We start from the raw sequence: 21057 nt of genomic DNA on the forward strand, positions 1-21057 counted from the left end.
AGCAGAGAAGCAGGGTATGAAAAATCGAATTGGTGTGGTGCGGTTACTCTCCATGGGTTTTGTGGCCGGTGTGTTCATCACCCTCAGTACAGCCTTGTTGGCTGAAGCGCCTAAGCAGCCCCTTCCGATGCAGGAGCTGCGGGCGTTTGCGGAAATCTTCGGGCGCATTAAAGAGAACTATGTTGAGCCGGTGGAAGACAAGGTGCTTTTGGAGCATGCGATACGTGGCATGCTGGCTGGATTGGATCCCCATTCATCCTATCTGAATGAAGAGGAGTTCAGTGAGCTACAGGAAGGCACAAGCGGAGAGTTTGGTGGATTGGGCATAGAGGTCGGCCAAGAAGATGGTTTTATCAAGGTCATATCACCGATTGACGATACACCTGCTCAGCGGGCAGGTGTCAAGGCGGGTGATCTGATCGTACGCTTGGATGAGAAACCGGTGAAAGGGATGAGCCTGGAAGAGGCGGTCAATCTGATGCGAGGCAAACCAGGCTCTGAAGTGGTTTTAACCATCGCCAGAGAAGGTTTAGAGAAGCCGCTGAGAATCACCATTGTGCGGGATGTGATCAAGGTAGCCAGTGTCAAGGGCCGCTTTTTGGAAGAGGGCTTTGCATATATTCGCCTCTCCCACTTTCAGTCGCGAACCACTGAGGATATGTTGAAAAAGATCAGTCAGCTGAAGGGCGAGAGTAAAGCCGGCATCAAGGGGTTGATACTCGATTTGCGTAACAATCCAGGCGGTATTTTGAATGGTGCAGTGGCCATTAGCGATGCTTTCCTGACCGATGGCATTGTTGTCTATACCCAAGGTCGAACGGAAGATTCACGACTTGATTTTAATGCCGCGCCCGATGATGTACTGGAAGGTGCGCCGATAGTGGTGTTGGTTAATGGTGGCTCGGCTTCAGCCTCCGAGATTGTTGCAGGCGCCCTGCAGGATCATAAGCGGGCCATCATCATGGGCAGTCAGACCTTTGGTAAAGGCTCGGTACAGACCATTATTCCTGTGACAAAAACCGCAGCGGTAAAGCTAACGACGGCGCGCTACTTCACACCCTCTGGCCGTTCCATCCAGGGTGAGGGTATTAAACCCGATATTGAGCTTTCCGATGCTCAGCTCACCCGCAAGGAGGTAGACGAGGCGACACGGATAAAGGAATCAGATCTCGCGGGCCATTTGGAAAATGGCAATGGCAAGCAGGAAAAGACCGATAAGACGCAGGACAATAAGCCTGCGAGTGAGGTGGCCAAAAAGTCGGCTATAGAAGATGATTATCAACTCAATGAGGCACTCAATCTATTGAAAGGCCTCAGTATCTTCAATAGCTGGGGATAGAATGACACTAAGTTGCGCTCAGAAGATTAGCGCCAGGGTATGGCTACTGAGCCTGCTTTTGCTCAGTGCCTTCCATCTCAATGCAGCGGGTAATCCTCCGCAGCCTGTTATTGCGGTGATCATTGATGACATGGGGAATCATGGTGGTTGGGGTGACGCGGCACTTCAACTTCCTGGGGCGGTTACTTATGCCTTTCTGCCGCACACCCCACATGCACATCGATTGGCGCTCGAAGCGCATGAGAAGGGTAAAGAGGTGATGCTGCATCTACCGATGCAGTCCCATGAGGGGAATCCACTTGGCCCCGGTGCTCTGACACTGCACATGACTGAACAGGCCTTCAAGCGTACGCTGGATGAAAATCTTCAATCCATTCCCAATGTGAAAGGGTTGAATAACCACATGGGTAGCCTATTGACCCGTCACCCCGGTGCAATGGCCTGGCTGATGCAGGGCATCAAGACGCATCCTGAACTCTTTTTTATTGATAGCCGTACCACCTTAGCGACGGTGGGTCAGCAGATGGCCACCGAGTATGAGATCCCCAGTGCCAGTCGTGATGTTTTTCTGGATAATGATCGGGATCCTGTGGCGATTGCCCGGCAGTTTGACCAGCTCATCAAGCGAGCGCAACGCCAAGGCTATGCCATCGGTATCGGGCATCCCTATCCGGAGACCGCCAGGGTACTGAAGCAGAAGCTGCAGGAACTCTCACCGCTCGGTATCCGTTTGATCCCCGCCTCTGAAATGGTTGAATACCAAAGGAGCAGAAACCCATGGCCCGCATCCTCATCCCCCTCGCTCAAGGTTGTGAAGAACTCGAAGCCGTAACGGTAATTGATCTGCTAAGAAGGGCAGGCCTTGATGTTGTCACAGCCGGTCTTGAGGCCGGTCCGGTCAAAGCCAGCCGTGGCGTGATGTTATTACCCGATGTGCTGCTGGATGATGTGCTTGACCAGCCGTTTCAAATGATTGTGTTACCGGGAGGCCTGCCTGGGGCCGATCATCTGGACCGTGATCCCAGAATTCGCACGCTACTCGAACGTGTTACCCGTGAAAATGGGTATACCGCGGCGATCTGTGCGGCGCCAAAGGTGTTGGCCAGTGCCGGTCTACTCGCTGGCCGACGGGCCACGGGCTATCCCGGTGTACTTGAGCCGCTCAATTTACAGGATGTAGCGATTGATACGGCGGCTGTGGTACAGGATGGTCAGGTCATCACTTCACGGGGACCCGGAACCGCGATGGATTTTGCCCTGGAATTGATCAGCATCCTGGCCGGTAAGGAAAAGCGTGCCGAGGTCGAAGCCGGGCTGGTTCGCTAATCGCCCAAGCTGGTACCTACCCGTTTTGCACTGATTATCCAGGGGTGATCCAGCGGCACCAACTTCTTGCGACCCGCGACCTCTTCAAGCGGTACGGCTACGGCGTGCTCGCCTTCAGAAGCCACCATCACGCCATAGGTTTCTGCAGCAATCAGATCGGCACAGGCACTGCCCAAGCGGGTAGCCAGCAGACGATCTGCTGCAGAGGGTGCGCCCCCTCGCTGCACATGACCTAAAATAGTGACCCGGCTCTCTAGGCCTGTCAGTAGCTCCAGCTGCTCTGACAACTGAACGGTATGGATGCCGGAGTGATGTGCCTCCAGTGATTTGAGCTGCTTTTTTGCCTTCTTCTGTTCTTTCTTATCGATTGCATTGAGTCGCCGCGCCTCCGCGGCTTGGATGAGTGCTGCCTGCTCCAGGGACCGGGCGCCCTCCGCCACGGCGACAATACTGAAAGGTTTGCCGTGCTTTACCCGCTGTCGGATCGCCTCTGCCACGTGGTCGATGTCATAGGGGATCTCTGGTAGCAGTATCACATCGGCGCCACCGGCAATGCCGGCCCCCAGCGCCAGCCAGCCGGCACGATGACCCATGATCTCCACCACGATGATGCGGTGATGACTATGCGCCGTGCTGTGCAGGCGGTCGATTGCCTCGGTGGCAATACCCAGTGCGGTATCAAAGCCAAATGTGGTGTCGGTTCGTGCTACATCGTTATCGATAGTCTTTGGCAGGGTGATGATATTGAGGCCTTGCTGTTTCAGGTGTAGGGCGTTTTTCTGCGTACCCCCGCCACCTAGGCAGATCAGCACATCCAGCTGGTTTTTATGGTAGTTCTTGACGATAGTTTCCGTCATATCCTGCATTATGCCGTCGACCAGCATGCGGTGTGGTTTGTCCCGACTGGTGCCCAGTATCGTTCCGCCGCGGGTCAGAATACCCGACAGGATGTTACCATCCAGCCGAGTTGAGCGGTTCTCCATCAGTCCACGAAAACCGCCTTGAAAGCCGATCATCTGCATACCGTAGTGGCCTTGGGCGCTCTTACCCACACCACGGATGGCTGCGTTTAAACCGGGACTGTCCCCTCCCGCCGTTAATATACCTACCCGTTTGCTCATTATTTTTATCCTGGATTAGTCAAATCAGTTTATGACAAGATAGCAAATAAAGTGTGTCGACAGCAGAATCGAAATATTCGTCAGACGCAATATAATAATAACCAAGGAGGTGTCGATGTCGTTGCGAATAGTCACTCTATGCGGCCTGCTATGGTTCTTATTCGTAATAGCACGCGTGGGCTATGCGGCGCCCTCAGGTTACGATGTGGTGACGCTCAATAACGGCGACATCCATAATGGCACAGTTGCTCAGCCTCGCTTCACACTCAAGACAGACTATGGTCTGGTATCCATACCCTACGCAAGAATGGCCAGCCTGGTGCTGGGTGATGGCGAAAGGCCCGATCGAATTACCACGCATTTTGGTGACCGCTTCAGTGGCGAGTTGCAGGAACGCGAACTGACCGTACTCCGGGTGCTGGATCCAACATTGCCCGTGGCCTTAGAAGATATCAGCAATATTCAGTTTGCCCATCGCACGCTACGCCCGAAAATACACAAGTCGCCGGATATTGTAATCACGCAAAGTGGAGATAATTTTTCAGCACGGGTGGTATCGGAAGCATTAATGATGAGCAGCCAGTCTGGATTGAAGATGCTCAGTCCCTCAGATATGCAGTTGCTGGATGTGGTGTCGTTGAATGACGGGGAGGACTATCAGGCACAGATTACCGCTAACGATGGTGCGATATACCAAGGAAAGCTGGCGCTGCCATCCGTCACGGTTGAAACGCGCTTTGGTAATCGACTGGATATACCCCTTACCCGCCTGAGTCGTTTGGCGCTGCGTGTCAATCATTCAGGCAAGCGTAGCCTTTTTCTCTCTACGCTACGGCTTAACCCGGCGGATCTGATTCAGGATCGCATGCGGGATGGCTCAATGGGTCCCCGGTTGATTGCACTGGGCGGTGGCGCTTTCTCCAGGGGAGATCTGCAGGGCGATGGGGATGGGGATGAACAGCCCCCAGTGAAGGTTCAGCTTGCGCCCTTTGCCATAGGTATCTACGAAGTGACCTTTGATGAGTATGACCAGTTTTGTGAAGATACTGGATATCCTAAGCCAGACGATCAGGCTTGGGGTCGGGGTAGCCGTCCGGTAGTGAATGTATCCTGGGAAGATGCCAAGGCCTATTTAGAGTGGCTGAGTCGCCGTACTGAACAGCGCTATCGACTACCAACGGACGCGGAATGGGAATATGCCGCGCGGGCGGGAACCAGCAGTCGTTACTGGTGGGGTAATGAACCCGCACCTTATCGCGCCAACTGTGCCGAATGCAGCAGCCTTTGGGATGGAGAGAAGAGCGCACCGGTGGGACGATTTCTCCCGAACCCATTTGGCTTGCATGACACGGCAGGTAATGTGTTTGAGTGGGTGGAAGATTGCTGGGTCGATAACTTCTCTGAACTATCGCTGGATGGCAAGGTGCCGGATCAGACAGCGTGCGGCAAGCGAGTCATTCGGGGCGGTGCCTGGAGCTTTCCTGTTAAAGAGGTGCGGTCAGCCAATCGCTGGCGGGATTTCCCCTCGCGCAGCAGTGATGATACCGGCTTTCGTGTGGTGCGGGAGTTGGATTGATCCCGAGCTATTTATCGTGCGGGGTCAGAGTCAAGCCGTGCCAGGTAGTCAGCTCAATTCTCTTACAGTGGGCGGCATGACTCTGACCCCTATCACTATCAGCCGTTGTGCTCCTGCCAGGGCGTATCGGGCAGGGATTTGATATAGAGATCCTGTTTCATATAGGGGATCTCGATGCCTTCCGCCATGAAGCGTTTGTAGATGGTGCAATTGAGTTCATGGGAGACCTTGCCACGTAGTTCTGGTTTTTCCACCCAGGCCATCAGGTCAACCACCAGACCGGAATCGCCGAAACTGCGAAAACGCACCCGAGGTACGGGGTCACTACACACCTGCGGCTCCTCCTCCCCGATGGCCTGCATCAGGGCGCACACCTGATCAATATCACTGCCATAGGCCACACTGACGCGGATGCGAATACGGTATTTCTCATGGGGCCCGCCCGACTCATTGATCACCTTGCTGTTGCCCATGACCGAGTTGGGTATGGTCACCTCTACATCATCCCGGGTCAGCAGGCGGGTGCTGCGGATACCGATATGGGTCACCATGCCGCGCACGGTATTGTCGATCACCACATAATCGCCAATCTTGTAGGGTGAGTCGGCCAGGATGAAGACGCCAGAGAAGAGATTGGCCAGGGTGTCCTTGGCGGCAAAACCAATCGCAATACCGGCGATACCCGCCGAGGCGAGCCAGGCGGTCATGTCCACATCCCACGCCTGGAAGATGAAATAGACCCCCAAGGCAATGATGATAATGGCGACCAGATTGGTAAACAGTGGCAGGGTCTGGGGTCGAACCAGGCTGGTGGCATCACCGTGTCGGCTGAAGCTGCTGAGGATCACCCTGGAGGCGCGCAGGCCAAACAGCATCCACCAGAACAGCAGCAGACTGATGATGGCAGCGCGGGTGGCTGTGAGCAAGGTGGGTGACAGCTCAGCAACTGCGGCAGCCAGCAGCATACCGAGCAGCACCACGGTCCAAAACAGGGGGCGGTGCAGCAGGGTGATCAGCTGATCATCCAGGGATGTCTTGGTATGCTGGGTCAACTTGCGGATACCCCGGTTCACAAACAGACCCACCAGTTTGGCTGCCAGTAGCGATAACAACAGAATGACCGCCGCCTTCATATAGGGCGATTGACCAAACAGGCCGATTACCGGCTTGAGCTGTTCCAGGATCGATTCCATCTATTAAGGGCTCCAGCGTCTGTATAACAAGTTAGTTTTCGGATGCTTCAATTTGAAAGCCATGGCCTGAGCGGAAAAGCGCAAACAGTGCCAGCAGGGGAAGCATGGCGTACAGGGCGACCTCATAGGTTGAAAATAAATTAACACAACAGAATGCCAGGAAAACCAAGGTCAAAAAATAGACAGCCCTTGTCATACGCAGCCTGATACCACAGGCAGGACAAGTGTAGGTCACATCCATAAAGCCATGCTTGACCAATGAGCGGTTAAGCGCCTTTGTTTTGATGGTCTGTTTGCAGCTTGGGCAGAGATAGATGTTCATTGGGTGATTATAGCTAAGGGGCTTGGAGCTATAGTGCCTCGGTGAGCAATGGAAGTAATTTGTATTTTTGTGTGGCTATACAAGTTGTAATTCTTCTCGCACTTTACACCACAAAAGCAGAGTTTCTGCCCATTCAGAGGTGAATTCTTCTTCGTCAGAAGTTTGTAAGGCCCTGATGTTTTCTTCTAGTAGTTTTCTGGCTAACAGACAGTATTCTTGTTTTATTGCTGAATTGGGTATTCGCTTTGCGATGTCTACATATCCTAGGTTATGCATATCATTTTCAGTTAATCCTGTTTCGTGATAGACAGACTTCATGAATTCACGAAATTGAGATCGGGTGTGCTGGAGTTGTTCCAAATTATCCATATTTTGAATTTGTCCTTTTAGAATACTTAGAGTGCTTGTCTCAAAGGTATTATTTTTTAACACACCCCGTGTCACCTAGTACAACCTTTCCTGCCATGGTTCAAGAAAACCGGGGCAGGGTTCATGCTATGGTTCATCGTTACAGGATTACACGGCAAAAGGAGCGTTCATGGCTTATATCCTGGCAATACTGGGTGGGTTGCTTTCTATCGGTACACTGGGTTTTGAAGCAGGTGTCTTCGGGGCATTGATCGGTTATCTGTTGGGCAGTGTGTTACTGCAGGGGCGTCAGTTAGAGAAGCTCTCTACTGAGGTTCAGCAACTGCGTTCTCAACAACAGCAACCTCGTCATCCCGATCGGCAGACGGCACAGCAAACTGCGCCACCGAGTGGTGTATCGGTTGCACGGGAGATGGATACGGAACCCCCTGAGATCGATTTTGATCTGGAGTTGCCGGATGAAACGATTGTGCGCAAGGCCTCGCCGAAACCGCAAACCAAGCGGGGGCCGATTCGTCCGAAAGAGCGGCATCAGCAACCGGATATCTTGGAAAAGCTCACCGCCGCAATCAAGGGCTACTTTACCGGTGGCAATCTGATCGTCCGGGTGGGCGTGATAGTGCTCTTCTTCGGTGTCGCCTTCCTACTCAAGTACGCCGCTGAGCATAGCCAGATCCCGATCGAGTTCCGCCTGGCTGGTGTGGCGATCGGCGGCATGGTGATGCTGGCCCTGGGCTGGCGGTTGCGCAGTCGGCGTGAACTCTATGGCCTGGCCCTGCAGGGTGGTGCAGTGGGTGTGCTCTACCTGACCGTGTTCTCAGCGCTGCGACTCTACAGCGTCATCCCCGCAGAGATCGCCTTTGGTCTGCTGGTCCTGTTTGTGGTGTTCTCCGGTTTGCTGGCGTTGTTACAGAATGCCAGTTCTCTCGCCATACTGGCGACGGCCGGGGGGTTCCTTGCACCGGTGCTGACCTCCACGGGAGAGGGCAGTCATGTGGCCCTGTTCAGTTACTATCTGCTGCTCAATGCCGGTGTCCTGGCGATGGCATGGTTCAAGGCGTGGCGACTGTTGAACCTGGTGGGGTTCTTCTTCACCTTCGTTATTGCTTCGCTCTGGGGTTATCAGTATTACCGTCCTGAGTTCTTCGCTACAACAGAGCCGTTCCTGATCGCCTTCTTCCTGATGTATCTGGCCATCGCGGTCCTGTTTGCTCTGCGTCAGGCGCCGAATCTGAAGGGTGTGGTGGACGGCACGCTGGTGTTTGGTGTGCCGTTGGTCTCGGCCGCGTTGCAGGCAGCCCTGGTAAAGGATATGCCGTTTGGACTGGCGTTTAGTGCCCTGGCGATGGGTGCGATCTATCTGTTGCTGGCCCTCTGGCTGTTCAAGCGGGGTGGCAGCGCACTGAGGATGCTATCGGAGAGCTTCCTTGCAGCCGGTGTGGTGTTTGCCACCTTGGCGATTCCGTTTGCGCTTGAGGGGCGACTGACCTCGGCCTTCTGGGCGTTAGAAGGTGCGGCGATGGTATGGATTGGTATCCGCCAGTCTCGCCGGATTCCCCGTCTGTTCGGCCTGCTGTTACAACTGCTGGCAGGACTGCTTTATCTGGAAGGGGGCTACTGGGCGGATTGGGGTATGCCGATCCTGAACAGCCATTTCCTCGGTGCCACGCTGATCGCCTTTGCTGGCCTGTTTACTGCCTTCTATCTGGATCGACATGCGGATAAACGTGCGGCCTATGAGGCCCTCGTGCCACCGCTGCTGTTTGTCTGGGGCATACTCTGGTGGTTGGGTGGTGCCATCCAGGAGCTTGATCGTTTCAGTCATGGCCGTGATGAAGGGGCCTGGTTACTGCTTCTGTTTGCCCTTACCGCCGCTGTTGCGGAGTGGCTCAGAGTCCGGTTGAATTGGCCGCGGCTGGTGCAGGTTGCACTGGGGTTATTGCCGGCACTGGCGCTGGTTGCTTTGGGCATCTGGCTGGATAAGGGCCATCCCATGACAGGCTATTTTGTCACCTTCGCTTGGATTGTGGCGCTTACGGTTCAGTATGGTCTGCTTTATCGAAGCGATCGTCAGGAAATGACAGCAAGGCCCTTCTGGCATGCCGGCAGTTTCTGGTTACTCACCTTCCTGTTGACCACGGAGGCGGCCTGGCGTCTGGACAAGGCGGTAGCAGGTAGCCACCTGTGGGAGATGATCCCCTGGGGAGCGGTGCCGGTGGTGATGGCTTTGGGGCTGTTGACCCTGGGTCAAAGGCTGGCCTGGCCGGTGCAGCGGCATATCCTCAGCTATAACATCCATGCGCTTTTGCCGGTCGCCCTCTACCTGTTGGGCTGGTCGATGCTGGCCAATGCCGTCAGTCCGGGTAACCCCTGGCCGCTGGATTATCTGCCTGTCATCAATCCTCTGGATATGACCATTCTCTTCTCGCTATTGTTGCTGGTGAAGTGGTGGCAGCGGGTGGGAGACTGGTTGCTGGAGCGGGGGCTTGCCGCACGGGACTTTTTCGCTGTGCTGGGTGTGGCGCTGTTCCTCTGGTTCAATGGCATGGTGGCCCGCTCTGTACATCACTGGGCCGGAGTGCCGTTTGATCCCGATCTGCTGTTTCAGTCCCAGGTGTTTCAGGCCGCTATCGCGGTACTCTGGGCTACCCTTGGGCTGGGCTGTATGCTGGCCGGCACACGTACGCAACGCCGGGTATTATGGCTGGTGGGTGCTGGCCTGATGGGTCTGGTGGTGCTCAAGCTGTTCCTGGTGGATCTCTCCAATACCGGCACGGTGGCACGCATTGTCTCCTTCATGGGGGTGGGTGTACTGCTGCTGGTCGTAGGCTATTTTTCACCCGCACCGCCGCGGCAGATAGCGGAAGTAGAGCCGGTTCAAAAGGAGGAGGTATGACGATGTGGCGGGTGTTCCTGATAACGGCCCTGGTCTGGAGCGGTGGCTTGTGGGCCGAGCCTGAAAAGGCCCTTGAGCAGAACGATTTTGCCTGGGGTATCACACTGGAGCCGGGTGCCAGCAGCCCGTTCTATCAGTTGCCGTTGCCCCCGGCGGTCTATGAAGGGGTCACCCGTGGGGATCTGGGTGATCTACGGCTGTTTAATGGTAAAGGGCGTCTGTTGCCCCATGAGTTATCGTTACCACCACGGATAAAAATGGCGGATGAGTCGTTGGCACCGGTCAAGTTATTCCCCCTGTTTGGTACACGGACGGCGGATCTGCAACTGCTCTCCATGCGCTTTAGCCGTTCTACCGAGCAGGGTCAACTGACCCTGGAGCAGCGCCAGTTGCATCGTGATCGGAATGAGGTACTGCGTGGCTATCTGCTACAACTCTGGGATGGGGAAGAGCGGCCTGCTATTCGGGCAATAAAGCTGCAGTGGGCGTCCGAATCTCAGGGGTTTATACATCCGCTTCGACTGGAGCAGAGTGATGACCTGAGTCGCTGGCGTCCACTGGCCAGCGCGGCCGTGATGGCGGATCTCGGTTATTCCGGGGAGCGCCTGATCAAGCGTGAAATCGAGCTGCCGAAAAAGACCGCCCGCTATATCCGTCTGACCCGGGTGGATGGCGAGTCTCCAATTGAACTGACCGCTGTTGATAGGGTGATTAAGGGGCGTTCGGTCATACAGCCAACCTCCATACTCAATATCACGACAATTCAACGGGGTGAGCAGCCGGGAGACTATCGGTTTGAACTGCCCGGGCGTCTGCCTGTGACCGGAATGAACGTGATACCGGGTGAGCAGAATACCCTTGTGCGGGTATCGCTCTATTCCCGTGACGATGAGCAGGCGGCCTGGACACGCCGATCCAGTGGCCGGGTCTATCGATTACAGGTGAATGAGACACCCTTTGAGCAGACCAGTTTGACGCTCAACCGAACCAGTGATCGCTACTGGAAACTGACGGTGGATCAGGTCGGGGGCGGTCTGGGTGAAGTCCTGCCCACGATCAGGGTTAACTGGCTGCCACATCAGTTACAGTTTGCCGCCCGGGGAGAGGGGCCATATCTATTGGCTTACGGCAGTGCGCGGGCAAAGGCGGCCCAAGCGGCATCACTGCTCAATGGTTTTACCCCTCTAGAGCAGGAACAACTGGTCAGTCAATCCATTGCTGTGGGTGAGCCGTTGGCGTTGGGCGGTCCAGCGGCACTTACTGTTGAACGAAGCTATGATTGGAAACAGTGGTCACTTTGGGGTGTGCTGATACTGGCTACCTTGTTACTCGGGTGGATGGCCTGGTCTACCCTGCGGCAGATGAAGCGGGCGGATGGCTGAGGTGGTGGAAGTTTAGAGCTGCATTTTTCAATGAAGGTAGGGTGGGCGCGTTTTTTGTGCCCACGCGGACAAATTTTTCACCAGACAGTTCGTCTGATCTATACCATTTCCCCGCCATCCCAATCCCTGCGGGGCAAGGATACCATCTAGGTGGATATGCAATTCGTCTATTAACTAGTATTGTTCTCTGGCTCGGTTTCCCTTACTTTGAAGATTATTAAAACTGCGTGGGCAAAACATCTTGCCCACCCTACCCGGCTGCATAGAAAACGAGGCCCAAAACTAAAATCGGATAGCAAGAGAATAGATATGAACAGATTTAATGCCTTATTATTTATCGGATTATTGGTAACCAATGTGTTTACTTTAGGCGGAAAAGTAAACGCAAGCACAATTAGTAGTGTTGACGATGCGTTATCATCAAAGTCGAGCACATACGATTTATTACTAAGCCGAATCGAAAATGAACTAGGCTGCGGGATTTACAAGGAATCTAATGACAAGCTATGCATATCATCGATCCGCCATTTTCCCGGTAAACCGGAAGTATTAGTAACCGTAACTTTTTCCGAGAGCAGTGAATATCTGTTGAAATATTACAAAACTAATACTCCAACTAATCATACTGATAAATTAAAGAAAATAGCCAAATCTACAGCAGAAAAGCTAGGAATCATTCCATCACCTAATACTGATGGAAAGCTTTGGTATGGGGCGCTACAGGATCTTAATCTTGAAATAGATGGGTTAGATAATAAAGCCTTCATTAAGAGTTTTGTACGTAATATTACGTTGCAAATATTTGTGAAAGATAAGGAGTCTGTATTTTTAATACACCTAACAAACGGCGATAATATAATTATTCGATCCTTTCCAAGGAAGATATGATAAGCCATGTAGGGTGGGCACGTTTTTTGTGCCCACGCGGAGAATCATTCACCAAACCGTTCGCCTGAACAGGTCAATTCCCCACCACCCCAATCTATCCCCATTTCACCACGGGCCACATAGCGATGAAACGTAGAATAAGGCCAATCGACTACGTGCTCGCATAGCCCATGCTTGACCGGGTTGTAGTGTATGTAATCGACGTGCCGCGTAAAGTCCTGGTCATCGCGGATGCGGTGTTCCCAGTAACGTCGTTGCCATAGTGTCGATTCTCGATGTTTATGTTTCGAAGCGCTCATCCAATCAAGCCGTTTATAGTCCGTTGCACAGGCTAAGCTTACGGAACGCTTTATCAGGCCCCATCGGACTGCATAGTCCGCATCATCCGATGGCAGGGTCCAGATGCAATGCAGGTGATCAGGCAACAATACCCAGGCATCGATTTTGAAGGGCCGATTGGTCCGAACCGATTCTATTGCTTTTCACAAGGCATCGCGTACCTTGGTGTCGCATAGCAGGGGTTGTCGGCGATAAGTGACCAGCGTGAAGAAATAGGTTGCGCCTTTCGTGTTGGCGCGGCGATAGTGGGACATCCTTGTTCCATTTGTTTATGCAGATTGTTAAAGCCGCGTGGGCAAAACATCTTGCCCACCCTACCGAGCTTTTTTATTCTAGCCCTTCAGCCAAGACCGGAGCAGGGTCAAACCACCTACGGCAGTAAGCCCAATACCCGCTGTGGTTACAACGGCAGCAGAGAGCAGTTGTCCGGGGCCAAGCAGCAGGGTGAGTGTGCCAGTGATCAATAGGGTGCCACCACTGATGGTGCCAATCAGATTGCGTTGGTGCTTTTTAGAATCCGCCCGGAGTTTTTCCAGTTCTTCCGATTTCCAGTTCAGTTCTAGCCGTCCCTCGGAGGCATCCACCAGGACCTTGTGCAGCAAAATGGGCATGTCGGCCGCATATTCGGTCATCTTGGGCAGGTTCTTTTTCAGCTTGCGGGTGAAGGCTTTCGGCCCTACCTGATCTTTCATCCAGCGTTCCAGATAGGGTTTTGCGGTGGCCCACAGATCTAGCTCGGGATAGAGCTGACGACCCAATCCCTCGATATAGAGCAGGGTCTTCTGCAGCAGCACTAGCTGAGGCTGTACCTCCATATCAAAACGCCGCGCGGTCTGAAACAGATTGAGTAGAAAATGCCCGAAGGAGATCTCACTCAGGGGTTTGTTGAAGATCGGTTCACAGACTGAGCGGATGGCGGATTCAAACTCTTCAACCCGGGTGCCTTTGGGTACCCAACCGGACTCCACATGCAGTTCAGCCACCCGGTAATAATCGCGATTGAAAAAGGCCAGTAGATTCTCAGCCAGATAGCGCTGATCCTCGGTAGTGAGTGAACCGACAATGCCAAAATCGACCGCGATATAGCGTCCGCTGGGCTCGACAAAGATATTGCCCGGGTGCATGTCGGCATGGAAAAAGTTGTCCCGGAATACCTGGGTGAAGAAGATCTCGACCCCCTGGGTGCCCAGCTGTTCCATGCTGATTCCGGCGGCCTTGAGTGCCGCTATGTTACCGACCGGGATGCCGTGGATACGCTCCATGACCAAGACATTGGTGCGGGTGTAATCCCAGTAGATCTCAGGCACAAAGAGGATGTCACTGCCTTCCCAGTTACGACGCAACTGGGCAGCATTGGCGGCCTCACGCTGCATGTCCAGCTCATCCAGGATGGTCTTTTCGTAATCTCTAACCACTTCCACGGGGCGCAGCCGTTTGCCGTCTTTCCAATAGCGATCAGCCAGTCCAGCGATGATATAGAGCAGTCCGACATCCCGACGAATGACCCGTTCGATATCCGGCCGAAGGACCTTCACAACCACCTGCTTGCCGTCCTTCAGCTCGGCGGTATGAACCTGGGCGATGGAGGCGGAGGCAAGTGGTTTCTCGTCAAACGAGTTGAGGACATCCTCAATCGGGTGACCAAATGCATGTTCAATGATTTTTCGGGCCTTCTGGCCGGAGAAGGGGGGGACGGCATCCTGCAGCTTGGCCAGCTCATTAGCGATATCATCCGGCAGCAGGTCCCGGCGGGTGGAGAGGATCTGACCAAACTTGATAAAGATCGGCCCGAGATCTTCCAGTGCCTGACGTATCCGCACCGGATAGGGCGGTAACTTGTGCCGGCGCAGCCAGTAGAACGGCGACAGATAGAGCAGAAACCGAACCGGACGAAACAGGTGGGTGGCGAGGATCACCTCATCCAGACCATGGCGTAGCAGCACCCAGTTGATATGCAGGAGGCGCAGGGCCTCTTTGGGACGGATCACTGAGTATCGCCTCGCTTTTCGTTGTTGAGTTTTTCTTGTAGCAGTGCGGTGCGAACCTGTAGCCGCTCAACGTCATCCCGGGTCTGGTCGACTTCTGCCAGAAACTGCTCAATCTCTTCCCGTTCCGGGAGTATCTGAATCTCCTGCTGCAGCAGCTCCTTGAAGTCCAGTTTGAGGGTATCAAGAGAGCGTCGTCCCCACCCGGCAATATCCTTTATGACGCCAACAATATCGTCGGCAACCAGCGTGCCGGTATAACTGGCGAGCTTGGCCTCCCAGTCGATGCTCATGCCACCCAGTATCTTGCCAAAGCGGTGTGCCAGTTCGGTATCGCCAGCGATCACCACATCGCCGGAGAAGAGCTGGTCAGAGCTGGTCTGCTGGTTGCCCATGCGGGCCAGGGCCAGAGGGGTCCCACGCAGGGTGCAGTCCGGTTCATCTTCACAGTGTGAGAATAGCTGCACGCCGGCCGGACCTGGGATCAGGTAGAGGGTCTGGCCGAGACCGGCCAGCTCAAAGGCGATCACCTTGCCATGCAGACTGGCCATCTGAGAGCGGGCTTTGGAATCCAGATTGAGATACTGGTTAAAGACCTGTTCGAGGCCAGCGACTGCAACAGCGGATAGGCTCATTGTCAGAACCCCTGAGGTTACAGTTTGAAACCGCGGTGAACAGCGACGATACCGCCTGTCAGATTGTGATAATCGCAGCGCTCCAGACCGGCCTGCTCCATCATTCCTTTGAGGGTCTCCTGGTCCGGGTGCATGCGGATTGATTCCGCGAGATAGCGATAGCTCTCTTCATCATTGGCCACCACTTTGCCGATTTTCGGCAGCAACTTGAATGAGTAGAGGTCGTAGACTGTCTTCAAAGGTTTGCCCTGGGGGTGAGAGAACTCCAGTACCAGGACGCGTCCACCCGGTTTCAACACCCGCTGCATCTCATTCAGTGCTTGTTGTTTGTCGGTGACATTGCGCAGGCCAAAGGCGATGGTGATGCAGTCGAAACTGTTATCCGGGAAAGGGATCTGCTCGGCGTTGACCTGGGTGTAGGCGAGGTTGCCCACCAGCCCCTCGTCGGCCATGCGGATGCGACCCTGGTTGAGCATGGCGGCATTGATGTCGGTCATCACCACCAGGCCTTCGGGGCCCACCAGCCCGGCAAAACGAGCGGCCAGATCACCGGTGCCGGAGGCGAGATCGAGGATTCGCTGACCGCGGCGGATGCCCGCCAGTTCAACAGCAAAGCGTTTCCAGATCCGGTGGATGCCGAAAGACATCAGGTCATTCATCAGGTCGTAGCGGGTGGCAACAGAGTCAAAAACCGCCTTCACTCGTCCGGCTTTTTCCTGGGCGTTGATGGTCTCAAAACCAAAATGTGTGGAGTTGTTATCCGTCATGTTGCTGCCTTGAACTGCATGTGAGAATAGCGTTATTACCGAATGGTGCAGAGTGTATCGGTTTTTGACCTATTCAGGAACCAACACTCAGTTATCGGCTTTACGTTTGTGACCGGCCGCTTCCAGGCGTTTCAGGTAGCTTTGCCAGTTTTGCTCATAGTTGGCACCCAGGTTATACAGGTATTCCCAGGAGTAGATCCCGGTGTTGTGCTCATCATCAAAATGGAAGGTGACGGCGTAATTACCCACAGGTGTGATCTGGGCGATGTTTACATCCTCTTTGCCAATCTGCAGCACCTCCTGCCCGGGACCATGGCCCATGACCTCTGCCGAAGGGGAGAAGACCCGCAGATATTCACAGGGGAGGGTGAATTTAGCGCCATCATCGAAGGTGATATCAAGCACTCGTGAGTGCTGATGGAGATTCAACTCTTTGGGTACAAACTTGGACATGTCATCTACTCCAGACAGTGGGGCCGGCCCTGCTTACAGGATAAACCGGCTCAGATCCTCATCCGAGGCCAGTTCGGATAGGTTGTTGTCAACATAGGCCGCATCAACAATGACGTGGCTTCCAGGGACTTCTGTGGCGGTGAACGAGATACCCTCAAGCAGGCGTTCCATCACCGTGTGCAGGCGACGTGCGCCGATATTCTCTGTGCCTTCATTAACCTGCCAGGCCACTTCAGCGATGCGGCGGATGCCCTCCTCAGTAAACGAGAGGGTGACGCCCTCCGTTGCCATCAGGGCAATGTATTGCTCAGTCAGCGAGGCATCGGGTTCGGTTAGGATGCGAATAAAATCTTCTGTACTGAGGGCATCCAGTTCGACTCGAATCGGTAGGCGGCCTTGAAGCTCCGGAATCAGGTCCGAAGGCTTGGCCAAATGGAAGGCACCCGAGGCGATAAACAGGATATGGTCGGTTCGTACCATGCCTTGTTTGGTGGAGACGGTACAGCCTTCAACCAGTGGCAGCAGATCACGCTGTACACCCTGGCGGGAAACATCGGGACCGCCGTGTTCGGAACGGGTGGCCACTTTGTCCAACTCATCCAGAAAGACAATGCCCTGCTGTTCAACTTTCTCCAGTGCGGTGAGTTTGAGGTCTTCATCATTGACCAGCTTGGCGGCCTCTTCATCCTGCAGGATGCGCAGGGCGTCCTTGATGCGCATCTTGCGCTTGCGGGTCTTGCCGCCACCCATGTTCTGGAACAGACCCTGTAGTTGGCTGGTCATCTCTTCCATGCCGGGAGGGGCCATGATCTCGACACCCAGGCTGGCACCGGATACTTCGATCTCGATCTCTTTGTCGTTCAGTTCGCCATTGCGTATCTTGACCCGAAACTTGTTGCGGGTTGCCGATCCGTCCTGGCTGTTGCTGTCACCTTCCCAGGTGGTGGGGCGCGGCAGCAGAACATCCAGTATGCGCTCTTCGGCGGCATCGGCGGCCTGATCCTTGACCTTCTCCATGGCCTGTTCCCGGACCATTTTCATGGCAGAGTCTGCCAGGTCACGGATGATGGAATCGACATCCCGGCCGACATAACCGACCTCGGTAAACTTGGTCGCCTCGATCTTGATGAAAGGGGCATTGGCCAGCTTGGCCAGACGGCGTGCTATCTCGGTCTTGCCGACACCGGTGGGCCCGATCATCAGGATATTCTTGGGGGTGATCTCACTGCGCATGGCAGGATCAACCTGGCTTCGACGCCAGCGGTTGCGTAGGGCTATGGCCACAGAACGCTTGGCGGCTGATTGACCGATGATGTGCTTGTCCAGCTCCTGGACGATCTGTTGTGGGGTAAATTCAGGCATGATTTTGGGGTTCAGCTTTCCGCGTCGAGTTCTTCGATGACGATATTGTGATTAGTGAATACGCAGATATCGGCGGCAATGCCGAGACCTTTTTCGACGATCTCCCGGGCGCTGAGATCGGTGTTATGTAAGAGTGCGCGGGCGGCGGCTTGGGCGAAGGGACCGCCAGACCCAATGGCCATCAGATCCTCTTCCGGCTCAATGACGTCGCCAAGGCCGGTGATCATCAGTGAGGCGGTCTTGTCTGCGACCAGCAGTAGCGCCTCCAGTTTGCGCAGGGTGCGGTCGGTACGCCAGTCTTTGGCGAGTTCCACAGCGGCCCGCATCAGGTGGCCATGGTGTTTCTCAAGCTTTGCTTCAAAACGCTCAAACAGGGTGAAGGCATCTGCTGTAGCACCGGCAAAGCCAGCCAGTACCTGGTTTTTATACAGACGGCGAACCTTGCGGGCGTTGCCTTTCATGACGGTATTGCCCATGGAGACCTGGCCGTCTCCGCCGATTACGACCTTGCCATTACGGCGGATTGAAAGAATTGTTGTGCCCCTGATTGGCTCCACTCTACTGCCCCTTGTGTCTAAATTGTTACCTATTCTAACTGATCCAACATGGGGAGAATAACCGCCAATTTCAAGGGAAGTCCTGAAGCGTGTAAAAATACCGGTATAATCCGCGCGGGTCCAAACCGGACCCGGCAAGACTTTGTGGAGCGCTGATGGCGATTACTCATTTCATATCCCACCATTTTCACCTCAACGAGCAGGCGGAACCTTCAGTTCATCTGCGTGAAACGGAATTGGCCGTGGATGATTTGACCGAGACCCTGGCGATGGATCTGAAGCGGGCCTATCTGAGCCGGGTCAATCGTCAGCATGGGCAGTTTTCTGGTGAGGCTGAGACGGCGGGACTAGCCGGCTGGCTGGATGGGCTGCTGCAGGAAAAGAGCGATTTTCTGGCCTTTAGCGGACAGGTGGCCAATCAGTTGTTGGCGCTGCTCAAGGAGCAGGAGGTCGAGCTGCGGGGGCACCTGGTGCTGTTTCTGGAACAGCAGTTTGATCAGCAAGCGCTCTATCTGTTTGTTGTTAACCAGCGTATTGCGACCCGGATAAATGAGCAGCAGGCGGTTGAGCCAGTCCTGACCCTGGATCTGGGGGCCTCGCTGATGGCGATCAAGGTTGATCTGACCCAGTGGAAGGGCGAGGGGGGTGCCTACCTCTCCATGACAGCCTCCCGCGCCGGTAAGGGCGGGGCGACATTGCTGGAGCAGCTGACTGGATTCAGTGAAGGCATTGATAAAGCGGCGGTAACCCGGGATTTTCTTGAGCGCATCGAGCTGTTTAGCCAGAATCTGCCTGAAGAGCAGGTGAATGACTACCGCAGTCAGGTGGTCTCTTACTGCATGGAGCAAGATCTTCAGGATGAGCCGGTAGAGATCGGTGGACTCTCTCAGGCCGTAGAGGGTGTTGATCCCTCTGTCTTTTCCAGTTACCTGGCGGATAACCTGCCTAGTGGAAACAGCAAATTGCTATTGGACCGAAAAAGTCTACAGCGCTATGTGAAATTTGCCGGCCGGGAAAAAGATCTTGCCATCAGCTTTTCTTCCTACCAGCTGAACAAACGGATCCATTATCAGGCCGACTCCGATACCCTAAGTATCACCGGCCTACCGAAGACGCTGCGCAGTCAGCTATTGGGGCATGTGGAGGAGTAGCGTGATTGTGCCGGCTCCAGCTTATGCTGGATCAGCCGCTAAACTTTGATAGCCGATTGAATAACCGAAGTGCCTACTATGACCAAAAGAGCAGATGCATTACAGATTCGTCCGGTGGGCGAGGGCGAAGGGCTGGTTTTCGTGACCCGGAGGTTGGTGCGATTCAGTCATGTGGATCCGGCGGGTATCGCCTATTTTCCCCGTATTCACAATTTTATCCATGAGTCCTTCGAGGACCTCTGGGAAGAGTATATCGGGGTGCGTTATTTCTACCTGATTCAGGATCTGCGTATCGCATTCCCGATGGTGCATACGGAAGTGGATTTTATCCAGCCACTGCGGTTTGGCGAGCGCCCGGAGATCCGGGTCTCCTGCTTCAAGCTGGGCCGTAGCTCACTGGGCTTGCGGTATAATATCTATGTGGATGATCGACTCTGCGTGGATGCTCGCACCACCACTACCTGCATTGATGCGGACAAGCTGAAGAGTCAGCCAGTTCCCCAGGAGTATCGGACCTTCTTTGAAAAGATCTACCATCCCCAATAGCTATGAGTTGTGACGCCTTTGACGAAAGGCGGCGTCTTCCGCTTCCAGGCGGTTCAGTTCGTTTTCACTGAAACCGCACTGTATACGGGCCTCGTGATTAAAGGGTCCCTTGGGGTAACTCCCCAAATACTGCTGCAAAAGCTTGAAAAAGGTGGCGTCCGGTTCCAGCCCTTCCTCTCTACAGCGGTAGTGAAACCAGCGAGTTCCCGCGCTGACATGGCCGATCTCTTCATTGGCGATTAGGGTCAGGATGGAGGCCGTTTTACTGTCTCCCAGCTCCAGAAATTTTTCCCGGGTCTGAGGGACCACATCCAAAGCCCGCGCTTCAAATACCCGATGCACGATAGCCATGCGATCCATCAAGTCGTGTGCCGTATCGACGGCACTGCCCCATAATTCATCGTGGGCCGTGAAGTCGCCGTAGTCAAAGCCCATGGCCCTGAGTTGGTTACGTAGGGCGAAAAAGTGCTGGCTTTCTTCCCCGGCACATTTGACCCAATCTGCATAATAGTCACGGGGCATCCTGCGAAAACGGTAGATCGTATCCCAGGCCAGGTTCACTGCGGTCAGTTCTATATGGGCCAGAGAGTGTATCAGTGAGGCGCGTTTGGTGACCGAGCCAAAGCCACGCTTGCTGACCTGTTGCGGCGGTACCAGAATGGGGCGATTGAGGCGGCCTGGCTGTGAGTAAGCGATAGGCTTGTCATCGGCATCCAAGGAGAGACAGCCGGCATTCCAGGCTGCAACCACCTGCAACGAGGCGTCCAACTTTTGATCGGGATCTGCGATCAAAAAGCAGCGCTGTGCCTCTTCGTAAAGCGTCTTCACAAATCTAACCTGCTGTATCGGC

Annotated in this window: 20 protein-coding genes and 1 pseudogene; 9 read left to right on the forward strand and 12 right to left on the reverse strand. The window is 54.4% G+C overall.

The window, feature by feature from the left end:
* The first annotated feature begins 16 nt into the window (after nt 1-16).
* The 3 genes from FHP88_RS05440 to FHP88_RS05450 are packed head-to-tail and all read left to right on the forward strand — an operon-like array spanning nt 17 to nt 2665.
* Nucleotides 17-1339: a S41 family peptidase gene (locus FHP88_RS05440; RefSeq protein WP_144357999.1), complete on the forward strand. Its 1323-nt coding sequence runs from the start codon at nt 17-19 to the stop codon at nt 1337-1339.
* A gap of 1 nt (nt 1340) precedes the next feature.
* The gene (locus tag FHP88_RS05445; RefSeq protein ID WP_144358000.1) at nt 1341-2171 is read left to right on the forward strand and encodes a divergent polysaccharide deacetylase family protein; all 831 of its coding nucleotides are present in this window, start codon (nt 1341-1343) and stop codon (nt 2169-2171) included.
* Nucleotides 2117-2665: a DJ-1 family glyoxalase III gene (locus FHP88_RS05450; protein ID WP_144358001.1), complete on the forward strand. Its 549-nt coding sequence runs from the start codon at nt 2117-2119 to the stop codon at nt 2663-2665. Before FHP88_RS05445 ends, FHP88_RS05450 begins: the two co-directional genes overlap by 55 nt.
* Here FHP88_RS05450 and FHP88_RS05455 read toward each other — a convergent pair.
* Nucleotides 2662-3786: a 6-phosphofructokinase gene (locus FHP88_RS05455; protein WP_186297622.1), complete on the reverse strand. Its 1125-nt coding sequence runs from the start codon at nt 3784-3786 to the stop codon at nt 2662-2664. The two genes, FHP88_RS05450 and FHP88_RS05455, sit on opposite strands and share 4 nt — an antisense overlap.
* A 115-nt stretch (nt 3787-3901) precedes the next feature.
* Between FHP88_RS05455 and FHP88_RS05460 the strand changes: the two genes are divergently transcribed.
* Entirely contained in the window at nt 3902-5362 is a 1461-nt protein-coding gene (locus tag FHP88_RS05460) for a formylglycine-generating enzyme family protein (protein ID WP_144358003.1), read from the forward strand.
* A gap of 98 nt (nt 5363-5460) precedes the next feature.
* Here the strand turns inward: FHP88_RS05460 and FHP88_RS05465 are convergent, their stop codons facing one another.
* From FHP88_RS05465 to FHP88_RS05475, 3 genes are all read right to left on the reverse strand, one after another.
* The gene (locus tag FHP88_RS05465) at nt 5461-6555 is read right to left on the reverse strand and encodes a mechanosensitive ion channel family protein (RefSeq protein WP_144358004.1); all 1095 of its coding nucleotides are present in this window, start codon (nt 6553-6555) and stop codon (nt 5461-5463) included.
* Nucleotides 6556-6586: 31 nt separating this feature from the next.
* A complete protein-coding gene (locus FHP88_RS05470) occupies nt 6587-6877 on the reverse strand; it encodes a hypothetical protein (RefSeq protein ID WP_144358005.1) in 291 nt (96 codons plus the stop codon).
* A gap of 75 nt (nt 6878-6952) precedes the next feature.
* Complete coding sequence (locus FHP88_RS05475; protein ID WP_144358006.1) at nt 6953-7309, reverse strand: hypothetical protein; 357 nt, start codon at nt 7307-7309, stop codon at nt 6953-6955.
* 106 nt (nt 7310-7415) lie between these two features.
* Between FHP88_RS05475 and FHP88_RS05480 the strand changes: the two genes are divergently transcribed.
* From FHP88_RS05480 to FHP88_RS05490, 3 genes are all read left to right on the forward strand, one after another.
* On the forward strand, nt 7416-10142 hold the full coding sequence (locus tag FHP88_RS05480; protein WP_144358007.1) for a DUF2339 domain-containing protein: 2727 nt from the start codon (nt 7416-7418) through the stop codon (nt 10140-10142).
* Entirely contained in the window at nt 10139-11524 is a 1386-nt protein-coding gene (locus tag FHP88_RS05485) for a DUF3999 domain-containing protein (RefSeq protein WP_144358008.1), read from the forward strand. Before FHP88_RS05480 ends, FHP88_RS05485 begins: the two co-directional genes overlap by 4 nt.
* Nucleotides 11525-11833: 309 nt before the next feature.
* Nucleotides 11834-12412: a hypothetical protein gene (locus tag FHP88_RS05490; protein ID WP_144358009.1), complete on the forward strand. Its 579-nt coding sequence runs from the start codon at nt 11834-11836 to the stop codon at nt 12410-12412.
* A gap of 44 nt (nt 12413-12456) precedes the next feature.
* Here FHP88_RS05490 and FHP88_RS19515 read toward each other — a convergent pair.
* The 7 genes and pseudogenes from FHP88_RS19515 to hslV all read right to left on the reverse strand — a co-directional run bounded on the left by FHP88_RS19515 (nt 12457) and on the right by hslV (nt 18510).
* Nucleotides 12457-13005: pseudogene (locus FHP88_RS19515) on the reverse strand (REP-associated tyrosine transposase).
* A 78-nt stretch (nt 13006-13083) separates the two neighbouring features.
* The gene (gene ubiB, locus FHP88_RS05500; RefSeq protein WP_144358010.1) at nt 13084-14739 is read right to left on the reverse strand and encodes a ubiquinone biosynthesis regulatory protein kinase UbiB; all 1656 of its coding nucleotides are present in this window, start codon (nt 14737-14739) and stop codon (nt 13084-13086) included.
* A complete protein-coding gene (locus FHP88_RS05505; RefSeq protein ID WP_144358011.1) occupies nt 14736-15371 on the reverse strand; it encodes a ubiquinone biosynthesis accessory factor UbiJ in 636 nt (211 codons plus the stop codon). Before FHP88_RS05505 ends, ubiB begins: the two co-directional genes overlap by 4 nt.
* 17 nt (nt 15372-15388) lie before the next feature.
* On the reverse strand, nt 15389-16138 hold the full coding sequence (gene ubiE, locus FHP88_RS05510) for a bifunctional demethylmenaquinone methyltransferase/2-methoxy-6-polyprenyl-1,4-benzoquinol methylase UbiE (protein ID WP_144358012.1): 750 nt from the start codon (nt 16136-16138) through the stop codon (nt 15389-15391).
* Between the two features lie 87 nt (nt 16139-16225).
* On the reverse strand, nt 16226-16591 hold the full coding sequence (locus FHP88_RS05515; protein WP_144358013.1) for a gamma-butyrobetaine hydroxylase-like domain-containing protein: 366 nt from the start codon (nt 16589-16591) through the stop codon (nt 16226-16228).
* A gap of 33 nt (nt 16592-16624) precedes the next feature.
* A complete protein-coding gene (gene hslU, locus FHP88_RS05520) occupies nt 16625-17953 on the reverse strand; it encodes an ATP-dependent protease ATPase subunit HslU (protein ID WP_144358014.1) in 1329 nt (442 codons plus the stop codon).
* A gap of 11 nt (nt 17954-17964) precedes the next feature.
* On the reverse strand, nt 17965-18510 hold the full coding sequence (gene hslV / locus FHP88_RS05525) for an ATP-dependent protease subunit HslV (RefSeq protein ID WP_144358015.1): 546 nt from the start codon (nt 18508-18510) through the stop codon (nt 17965-17967).
* Between the two features lie 155 nt (nt 18511-18665).
* Here hslV and FHP88_RS05530 point away from each other — a divergent pair, with 155 nt between their 5' ends.
* Both FHP88_RS05530 and FHP88_RS05535 read left to right on the forward strand, forming a co-directional pair.
* Nucleotides 18666-19661 (forward strand): nucleoid-associated protein, encoded by a 996-nt coding sequence (locus FHP88_RS05530; protein WP_144358016.1) that lies wholly within the window; start codon nt 18666-18668, stop codon nt 19659-19661.
* A 78-nt stretch (nt 19662-19739) separates the two neighbouring features.
* Nucleotides 19740-20207: an acyl-CoA thioesterase gene (locus FHP88_RS05535; RefSeq protein WP_144358017.1), complete on the forward strand. Its 468-nt coding sequence runs from the start codon at nt 19740-19742 to the stop codon at nt 20205-20207.
* Here FHP88_RS05535 and FHP88_RS05540 read toward each other — a convergent pair whose 3' ends face one another.
* Complete coding sequence (locus FHP88_RS05540; RefSeq protein WP_260843168.1) at nt 20208-21035, reverse strand: ferritin-like domain-containing protein; 828 nt, start codon at nt 21033-21035, stop codon at nt 20208-20210.
* Nucleotides 21036-21057: the final 22 nt, after the last annotated feature.

Source organism: Sedimenticola selenatireducens (genome assembly GCF_007625115.1).
GTDB lineage: Bacteria > Pseudomonadota > Gammaproteobacteria > Chromatiales > Chromatiaceae > Sedimenticola > Sedimenticola selenatireducens_A.